The following is an 8,256-nucleotide window of genomic DNA, read 5'->3' on the forward strand; positions in this document are numbered from 1 at the left end:
GAAAAGGTGGAGCTAAAACTCTATTAGCATAAACTCGCATCTCTTCTTCAACCGCCGGCGCTATCATTCCTGGTGGAATGGCATAATCACGGCGTCTACCTTCCTTGTCTGTGAGAATACGAGGTAATTCTGTTGCTTGATCGTAATTGACATACCAAACCCAGTTAAAGCGGCGTTTTCCGGGTACAAGCGATTCATTCTCTCCTGGGATGACATATTGAAGAATGTGAGAATTGGGAAATTGGTAAAATACAAATCGCTCTGTAAACAAAGCCGCAGCGTCTGGCTCTAGTTCGGCTTCGTTGACTAAGCCACGATAAGCAACGTATCCGGCATACTGATAGTGAGCATCTGGCACAAACAGCTGGCGTACCGTAGAGTTAGGTCCATCTGCACCAATCAACAAATCGCCAATTTGACGAGTGCCATCGGCAAATATTGCCATGACTTGTTCACCATTGTGTTGAATGTTGGTCAAGAGTTTTCCTTGGTGATAATGTTCAGCTGGAAAATGTCGACGCATGGAACTGTAGAGCAAATTCCAAGAAGTCAAAGTTTGACGCATCGGCATTCTTTGAGCAATGCTGCCATCGGGGTTCAAGTAATATCTTTCCTGTGCCACTACTCCCAACGGTGCTTCATAGGTAACACCTGCTCGCCCAAATGCTTCAATAACATCTGGTTGTAGCACAATACCGCCGCCCCGACTATCGAGTGTGTGAGCAGAACGTTCGTAAATATCGACCTCCCAACCAATGGAACGCAGCATAATTCCGGTAAACAAACCACCCAATGATCCGCCGATGACAATCGCATGGTTGCCTGTGGATTTCATAAGCAGTAGCCCTCTTTATTCATTAACAGCGTTTTGCAAAGCAGTGAAAAGAACATCAATAGGTTGAGCGCCAATCAATGTTTCTTGACCAATGCAGATATTTGGAACGCTGTGGATACCTCTTACTTTCGCTTGTCGTTCCAGTTCTCTAACTTCCTCAATCCCTGCATCTGACCAAAGAAAAGCCTTAGCATCAATACCAATGTCAGCTGCAAGATTAGCTAAAGTTTCAATATCGCCAATGTTCTGCCCTTCCCTAAAGTAGGCTTTCAAAATCCGTTCAGCCATCTCGGTTGCTTTGCCATTCTTCGCAGCCAACCAGGTTAAGCGATGGGCGTCAAAAGTATTAGGTGTAACTCGCATCAAATCGTAGCGAAACTCAATTCCATCTGCTTGAGTTGCCTCTATCGTTTTTGCATCTAATATTTGTGAGTATTCCCAACTGCCAAACTTTTTGCTGCGGTAAGTCTTGCGATCCATACCAGCTTTTGGCATATCAGGGTTTAACTCAAATGGATACCAGATACGCTGAACTTTCACTGAGGAGTCGAGTTGTGCGATCGCTCGATTTAATCGTGTTTCTGCCACCAAACACCAAGGACAGATAAAATCCGAGGTTATTTCTACTGTCAAAGTCATGGTTTTCTCCTTTTTCTTTTAGTTCAACCATAACTCCATTCATAAAGATTGATAATATAGCTACAACGCCAAACACCTTTGCATATTTTGCAAAATTGAAGAAGGCAGGAGGCAGGAGGCAGAGGGCAGAAGGGACAATTAAGAAGGGGATTCAGACCCCTCCTTAATTGAGGCCACTGAACTTCGTTTGAGTGGGGGTCACGGAACCCTTACTCTCTCCGGTCGTGGCAGAGGGTAGAAAACATTATTCCTTCTGCCTCCAGCATAGCTGCCCTCTGCCTTTCTTGATAAAGGACATCCTAACCGATGGATCAATTTGCAGCGATGCGTGCCTTTGTAAAGGTAGTGGAGACCGGTGGATTTTCGGAAGCTGCGCGCCAATTAGAATTGGCAGTTTCTTCAGTTACCCGTCAGGTGAACTCGCTCGAAACCATGTTAAACACTCAGTTACTCAACCGCTCAACCCGCAGCATCACACTCACACCCCAAGGTCGTAACTACTACAACAGAGCAGTGCGTATTCTGCAAGATGTAGAGGAAGCAAATCTTTGTGTCATGGAACGAGAAGACACACCACGAGGTCTATTGAAGGTTGGGATGCCAGTAGCATTTGGACGACTCCATATTGCACCAATTATCAGTACTTTTTTAACTCAGTATGCAGAAGTAAAACTAGATTTGCGACTTAGCGATGGATTGTCAAACTTGGTGGAAGAGGAACTAGACATTGTAATTCGCATTGGCAATCTTGATCGCTCCCATCCCAACCTGATTGTCCGCAAACTTGCTTCCCATTCGCGCGTGGTTTGCGCTAGTCCAAATTATTTCCAACAGCACGGCAAACCCCAACATCCAAACGATTTAGCGCACCACAATTGTTTATTATTTGCTTACACCGACTACAACATCTGGCGGTTTGAGCGAGATACAGAGGTTTGTGAGGTGAAAGTCAGCGGAACTCTGGTGGCAAATAATTCCGAAATACTGCGTCAGGTATGTTTAGATGGTGCAGGTCTGATCCTAATGCCAACTTGGTTAATTGGTGAAGATATTCGAGCCAGACGCTTGCAAGCAGTGCTAACAGATTTTCAGGTTTCTCCTCACACCGAGACAGACATGGGTATTTACGCGCTTTACTTGCCGAATCGTAGGTATTCTTTGCGGGTAAAAACATTCATTGATTTCCTGATCCAACAATTTGGCAACCCACCTTATTGGGAAGCTTAGATAATCTTTATTATGTTGTTGTCTTTGGTTGTTGAAATTTATATATATCTTTGATAGTTTTTACCCAACCGTCAGCCAATGATTCCCAGATGCGATCGCCTTTTTCTTTTGTGGCTGTTGTTGGATCTCCCATGACGCCACTTTGGGATAAATCTTTTGTTGCCCAGGCAAAGGGTAGCTTACCTTCCATACTCAGAACGCTATCTGTAGGTAGATTTTGTGGATATTCGGTAACTGCGTCTGCCATTTTGACTTGTTCGGGCAAAATTGACAGCATCAGGGAAGTTTCTGCATCTCCGGCGTGAATACCTAATTCTAGTTCTTTGGGTGTGAGCAATTCTTTGGCTACATTTGGTACTCGCCAAGTAAACAACGGGAAAATACAAAAGTCATCATATTTAATATGTAGGTCTCTAGCGACTAGTTCTAGTATTTGTGGTTGTCCACCATGAGAATTCATAAATACTAATTTCCGAAAACCTGCACGATAAATGCTTTCGCCAACTTCCATTAATAAAGTAATTAGAGTTTGGGAAGTTAGGGTAATAGTACCGGGAAAATGCCAATGTTCGTTGGATTTACCGTAATAAATATTAGGTAAAGCATAAGCAGGTATATCTGGATCTAATTTGGATAAAGCTTTGCCTAAAACGGCTACACTAATTGCGGAATCAACAATGATTGGTAAATGTAATCCGTGTTGTTCAATTGCACCAATGGGTTGAATGATGACGACGTTTTGTTGATCTGGCATTTTTTCAATATCTTGCCAAGTAAGATAGGGAAAAAATCTGGCTGGAGGAATGAAAGAATGTAACATAAGTAGCGAGAATAAATTAAATTTTATTAGCAATAGACCAATAATTTTTGGGGAAACGAACACCGATACACACCGATGCACACGGATGGTTTATCTGTGTTAATCGGTGTTCCATGAGTGTTCGTCATTCACTGATTTTTTGTTGTGGCTGGAAGTCATTTCAACAGTCCAATAATTTTTAGGAAAAACGAACACCGATGCACACCGATGCACACGGATGGTTTATCTGTGTTCATCTGAGGTTGTTAGACTATATATTTTTTGCCATAATATTATTCTTTATTTAGTTATTTAATTTATATTAAGCATTATTAAGATTACATTGCGCTGTTAATTCTTCCGATGCTTGAACATTTCCTACTTGCCAAGCAAGTTCCACTAAAGCAGGAATAATTTCTGTGATTTGAATATTTTCAAAATGGGGACTGGTGTCAGGTTTTAGATAAATACCTTGACTAAGCAAATAGTTTACCAAAATGCGATCGCTGTTTCCAATCACCTTTGCAAAGCCGTTCTACTTTATCAAACTCTGCTACCTGGTGCGTTCTCCTTTGCGATCCTCTGCGTTTAAAGTTGCTACGAATTTACGCCAAGCTGTACTTAGTTATCCAGATAGCTAAACTCAGCTTCTACCTTTAGATACTCATCATTGTTGGGTAGAAATTAGTTAAATCGAAGAGATGACAACATAGATAAATAAGTTAATGACCTCAGTCGAGTTAGACAATCTAACAGTAGCACAGCCTCAACCTAAAGATGCCCCGCCGTATTTAGGATTGGTTTGCATTACCTTTTCTAAACAGGTGCGCTTTCGGACAATTACGCGCACACGCTATTTACAATTAACTGAAGAACAACGCGCCAACGCCCTCAAAGAACTTTATCAAGATAACTTACAGCGTCTGGATGGGGCATTAACTTTTTGTCAACAGCACGATTTTCGATTGTATCGGATGCCTTCTGGGTTATTTCCTATGAGTGATTGGGAAGATGAAGTCGGTGCTAGCGTGCTTGAGGAAATGAGTGCCGAGTTGGGTAAAATTGGGCAACGAGCAAATCAACTGGGGATCAGAATGGTACTACACCCCGATCAATACGTGGTGTTAAGTTCTGACTCTCCGCAAGTAGTGGCAGCAAGTATTAAAATTTTAGAACGACACGCTTTAACGTTGGATTTGTTAGGTTTACCTCGTTCCTGTTGGTCGTTGATGAATATTCATGGTGGTAAATCTCAGCGATTGGAACAGTTAGTGGAAGTAATTTCGCAGCTACCAGAAAATGTCAAAAGTCGCTTGACTTTAGAAAATGATGAGTATGCTTACAGTGCTAGTGAAATTTTAGAAGTTTGCCAACGTGCTGGCGTACCAATGGTATTCGATGCTCATCATCATATCTGTCACGAGAATTTAGATAGTTATGATCATCCCAGTGTGGCAGAAATGTTTTATGCTGCTCAACAAACTTGGACTAATCCTGAGTGGCAATTAGTTCACATTTCTAATGGGGAAGAGGCTTTTAACGATAGAAAGCACAGTGATTTAATTACCGCTATGCCGAGTGTTTACCGCCAAGCACCTTGGATCGAAGTAGAAGCGAAGCACAAAGAAGAAGCTGTTACCCATTTGCGTTCTTGTTGGCTTTTAAAGAATAATTTTTAATAAAAGTTAAGTAGGTGTTTGCGTGTTGGCAACAAAAGCGCAAAATTACTAGATATGGCGATCGCAATCGATTTTGGTACAAGTAACACAGTTATTGCTCGTTGGAATCCTGTCACCCAGGAGTCAGAAACTCTGAATTTACCTGGTTTATCAGTTCAACAAAGTCTGAATCCGCCACTTATTCCCAGTTTGCTTTATGTGGAAGATGCTGCCAAAGGACAAGTTTTGGTGGGACAACAAGTGCGCGATCGCGGGTTAGACTTGAAAAATGACCCCCGATTTTTCCGTACTTTCAAACGCGGTATTGGTACGGATATCCAAGGTTTCTTACCGGAATTAGATAGGCAAATAGTTACTTTTGAACAAGTTGGACAATGGTTCCTCAACCAAGTAATTACGCAATTAGCACCGATGCAAGGGGGGTTGGAATCACTGGTATTAACTGTACCTGTAGATAGTTTTGAAGCTTATCGTTACTGGTTGGGCAAAGTTTGTCAAGCACTACCAGTGGAACAGGTGCGGATAATAGATGAACCAACTGCCGCTGCTTTAGGTTATGGTATGGCAGACCAAGAAGTTCTCTTGGTAATTGACTTTGGTGGTGGGACACTGGATTTATCTTTGGTACAGTTGGATAAAAGTGTTAAAACAGCTAGTAAACCCGTGGGATTTTTACTCAAGTTTGGTAATAAATCTTTAGCTGAAACTTCCAAACAAAAGGTAAAAACTGCCCGTGTCTTGGCAAAGGCAGGACAAAATTTAGGTGGTTCTGATTTAGACAATTGGATAGTTGATTATTTTGCGAAAACTCAAGGTTTAACTGTCAGTCCTTTGACAACGCGACTGGCAGAAAAGGTGAAAATTCAGCTATCAACTCAAACTCAAGCGAGTGAAGTTTATTTCAATGATGAAACGTTTGAAAGTTATGAATTGGAATTAGATCGGGATAGATTTGAAGGTATCCTCAGAGAACACTCATTTTTTGAACGGCTTGATGAGTCGATGTCTCAGTTATTACAACAAGCCCGACGCCAAGGTATAGAAGTTGGGGATATTAATGCTGTGCTGTTAGTGGGTGGCACAGTACAAATACCAGCAGTGCAAACCTGGGTAAAGCAATATTTTACACCAGAAAAAATTCGTTGCGATCGCCCGTTTGAAGCCATTGCCCAAGGTGCTTTACAAGTAACTCGAGGCGTAGAAATCAAAGATTTTCTTTACCACAGCTACGGTATCCGCTACTGGGATCGACGTAATAATCGGCACAGTTGGCATCCGATTATTAGAGAGGGACAACCTTATCCCATGACTCAGCCAGTACAGTTATTTTTGGGTGCTTCTGTCGATAATCAGCCTAGCATTGAGCTAATTATGGGCGAATTGGGGACTGACACAGGCGCTACAGAAGTTTATTTTGATGGCGATCGCTTAATTACCCGTCGTCTTGATGACGGTGTCACTACTGTCAAACCCCTTAACGATAAAGATGGCGCGAGGACAATTGCCAACCTCACACCACCAGGATTTCCAGGAAGCGATCGCATTAAAATCCTGTTTTTAGTTGACGAACAGCGCTTTTTGCGAATCACTGTTGAGGATTTACTCACAAATGAAACTCTGTTGGAAAATCAACTTGTAGCACAATTGAGTTAGGGATTTTTAATATTGCATTCCTAATACCAATTCAATTAATGATAGCAACACATCCTTGGATAAAGACGCGATGAATCGCGTCTCTACAAGATGGCCCATCTGTCGCATTCTTTTGGCGAATTGGTATAAATCATTGATTAGAGACAAGATCCCCGACCTCTTAGAGAAGTCGGGGATCTTGGCTTTGCAATTTTTACAAATTATATAAAACAACTATATGTTTCCAACTGCAATTTAATCTTCTCAATCTCATTTTTTTAGCTTAAAAATACTGACCAACATAATAAATCCAGGAGCCGCAAGCCATAACCAAAATCCAGGAAGTAGTTCATGTAATGCTAATTTTTGAAAGGGAGTAATACCAGCAGGTAATCTTACCCAAAATGCTGATATTGTTCCTAAAAAGCCTAAGATAATTGATATTAATGCAGTTAAAATTGACCAATTATATTGCTGTCGAAAAAAGAAAACACACGATGTCCAGTAAGCTGGATTAGCTAACCACCCAATACTAGGTGGAATCACAAGCAGTAATAATCCAAAAAATCCAACTAAAGTTAACTCAGCCACTGTCATTGTAGTAATTTTATCTGTCAATCTAGCGATTTCAACTTTATTGTTTTGCCCCCCAAAAGTGATTTCAACTATTTTGAAGGCAAGGGCTGGCAAGCTAAGCGCTATTCCGTATACAAATAGTGATAATCCAATGAAAATTACTCGATTTGTCATCTTGATTTCTAGAAGAGGTGCGTGATTTAAACTAAAAATTTTAGAAATAAACAACTATTTTCAACCTACAAGCCCATCGACGCCCTCTCCGAAAAGTTTAGCGATCGCCTATACAAATCCTACTCAACAGTCGCCCACAACCTAAAATACTACCCACCTTTTGCTAAGCATCAGATTGTGTATATCTTCCTCTTTTGAAGCGATCGCTTTGTCAAGACAGCTTTTACGTTCCTTACGACAGCATGTTTGTTGGTTGTTAGTGGTTAGCAGGGGCGATGGGGCGATCGCTTCTGGTTTATCTATGGCACTTCTATATCATTCTGTGAGAATCGCAAAGCCCAGAACCCCGACTTTTCCAAAAAGTCGGGGTTCTTGTCTCTGGCGAATGATTTAGGAATGCTATATCTCAAACTTCTTGCAATTAAGTTTCAATCACTAGTAGGGATTAATTTAAGTTGCAACTGACGATGCAGCGGATATTATGAGCAAAATTTCTCGTCGTTTCAATCCCTAATAGGGATTAATTGAAGTTGCAACAACTCTGCACTGGCATCAGCTGGCAATTTTTTATTGAAGTTTCAATCCCTAATAGGGATTAATTGAAGTTGTAACGCACGTGACGGTCTATGCCTCGCGCGCCGTCAACGCGTTTCAATCCCTAATAGGGATTAATTGAAGTTGTAACCCGACTTTAT

Annotated in this window: 9 protein-coding genes; 4 read left to right on the plus strand and 5 right to left on the minus strand. The window is 41.4% G+C overall.

Annotated elements, in window-relative coordinates; all coding sequences use genetic code 11:
- Together UYI_RS0130755 and UYI_RS0130760 are read right to left on the minus strand one after the other, a co-directional pair.
- The coding region (locus UYI_RS0130755) for an FAD binding domain-containing protein (RefSeq protein ID WP_016870527.1) at nt 1-835 on the minus strand (835 nt) is incomplete at its 3' end.
- Nucleotides 836-850: 15 nt separating this feature from the next.
- Complete coding sequence (locus tag UYI_RS0130760; protein WP_016870528.1) at nt 851-1,474, minus strand: DsbA family oxidoreductase; 624 nt, start codon at nt 1,472-1,474, stop codon at nt 851-853.
- Nucleotides 1,475-1,780: 306 nt separating this feature from the next.
- On the opposite strand from UYI_RS0130760, the gene UYI_RS0130765 reads away from it, so the two are divergent.
- Nucleotides 1,781-2,701 carry a LysR family transcriptional regulator gene (locus UYI_RS0130765; RefSeq protein WP_016870529.1) on the plus strand — a complete coding sequence of 307 codons (921 nt, stop codon included), beginning with the start codon at nt 1,781-1,783 and terminating at the stop codon, nt 2,699-2,701.
- 10 nt (nt 2,702-2,711) lie between these two features.
- Here UYI_RS0130765 and UYI_RS0130770 read toward each other — a convergent pair whose 3' ends face one another.
- Entirely contained in the window at nt 2,712-3,521 is an 810-nt protein-coding gene (locus tag UYI_RS0130770) for a creatininase family protein (protein WP_016870530.1), read from the minus strand.
- A 301-nt stretch (nt 3,522-3,822) separates the two neighbouring features.
- Nucleotides 3,823-4,020: a hypothetical protein gene (locus tag UYI_RS0130775; RefSeq protein ID WP_016870531.1), complete on the minus strand. Its 198-nt coding sequence runs from the start codon at nt 4,018-4,020 to the stop codon at nt 3,823-3,825.
- Nucleotides 4,021-4,225: 205 nt separating this feature from the next.
- On the opposite strand from UYI_RS0130775, the gene uvsE reads away from it, so the two are divergent.
- Nucleotides 4,226-5,179, plus strand: a complete 954-nt coding sequence (gene uvsE, locus UYI_RS0130780) for a UV DNA damage repair endonuclease UvsE (protein ID WP_016870532.1) — start codon at nt 4,226-4,228, stop codon at nt 5,177-5,179.
- Between the two features lie 54 nt (nt 5,180-5,233).
- Nucleotides 5,234-6,832: an Hsp70 family protein gene (locus UYI_RS0130785; protein ID WP_016870533.1), complete on the plus strand. Its 1,599-nt coding sequence runs from the start codon at nt 5,234-5,236 to the stop codon at nt 6,830-6,832.
- Nucleotides 6,833-7,081: 249 nt separating this feature from the next.
- Here UYI_RS0130785 and UYI_RS0130790 read toward each other — a convergent pair whose 3' ends face one another.
- On the minus strand, nt 7,082-7,615 hold the full coding sequence (locus tag UYI_RS0130790; RefSeq protein WP_146007554.1) for a hypothetical protein: 534 nt from the start codon (nt 7,613-7,615) through the stop codon (nt 7,082-7,084).
- A gap of 106 nt (nt 7,616-7,721) precedes the next feature.
- Between UYI_RS0130790 and UYI_RS37415 the strand changes: the two genes are divergently transcribed.
- A complete protein-coding gene (locus UYI_RS37415) occupies nt 7,722-7,955 on the plus strand; it encodes a hypothetical protein (protein ID WP_146007553.1) in 234 nt (77 codons plus the stop codon).
- Nucleotides 7,956-8,256 lie beyond the last annotated feature (301 nt).

Origin of the sequence: Fischerella muscicola PCC 7414, assembly GCF_000317205.1 — a bacterium.
Taxonomy (GTDB): Bacteria; Cyanobacteriota; Cyanobacteriia; order Cyanobacteriales; family Nostocaceae; genus Fischerella; species Fischerella muscicola.

Coding starts and splice junctions, on each gene's coding strand:
- UYI_RS0130760 (WP_016870528.1), bottom strand. CDS start 1,474: ATGACTTTGACAGTAGAAATAACCTCGGATTTTATCTGTCCTTGGTGT.
- UYI_RS0130765 (WP_016870529.1), top strand. CDS start 1,781: ATGGATCAATTTGCAGCGATGCGTGCCTTTGTAAAGGTAGTGGAGACC.
- UYI_RS0130770 (WP_016870530.1), bottom strand. CDS start 3,521: ATGTTACATTCTTTCATTCCTCCAGCCAGATTTTTTCCCTATCTTACT.
- uvsE (WP_016870532.1), top strand. CDS start 4,226: ATGACCTCAGTCGAGTTAGACAATCTAACAGTAGCACAGCCTCAACCT.
- UYI_RS0130785 (WP_016870533.1), top strand. CDS start 5,234: ATGGCGATCGCAATCGATTTTGGTACAAGTAACACAGTTATTGCTCGT.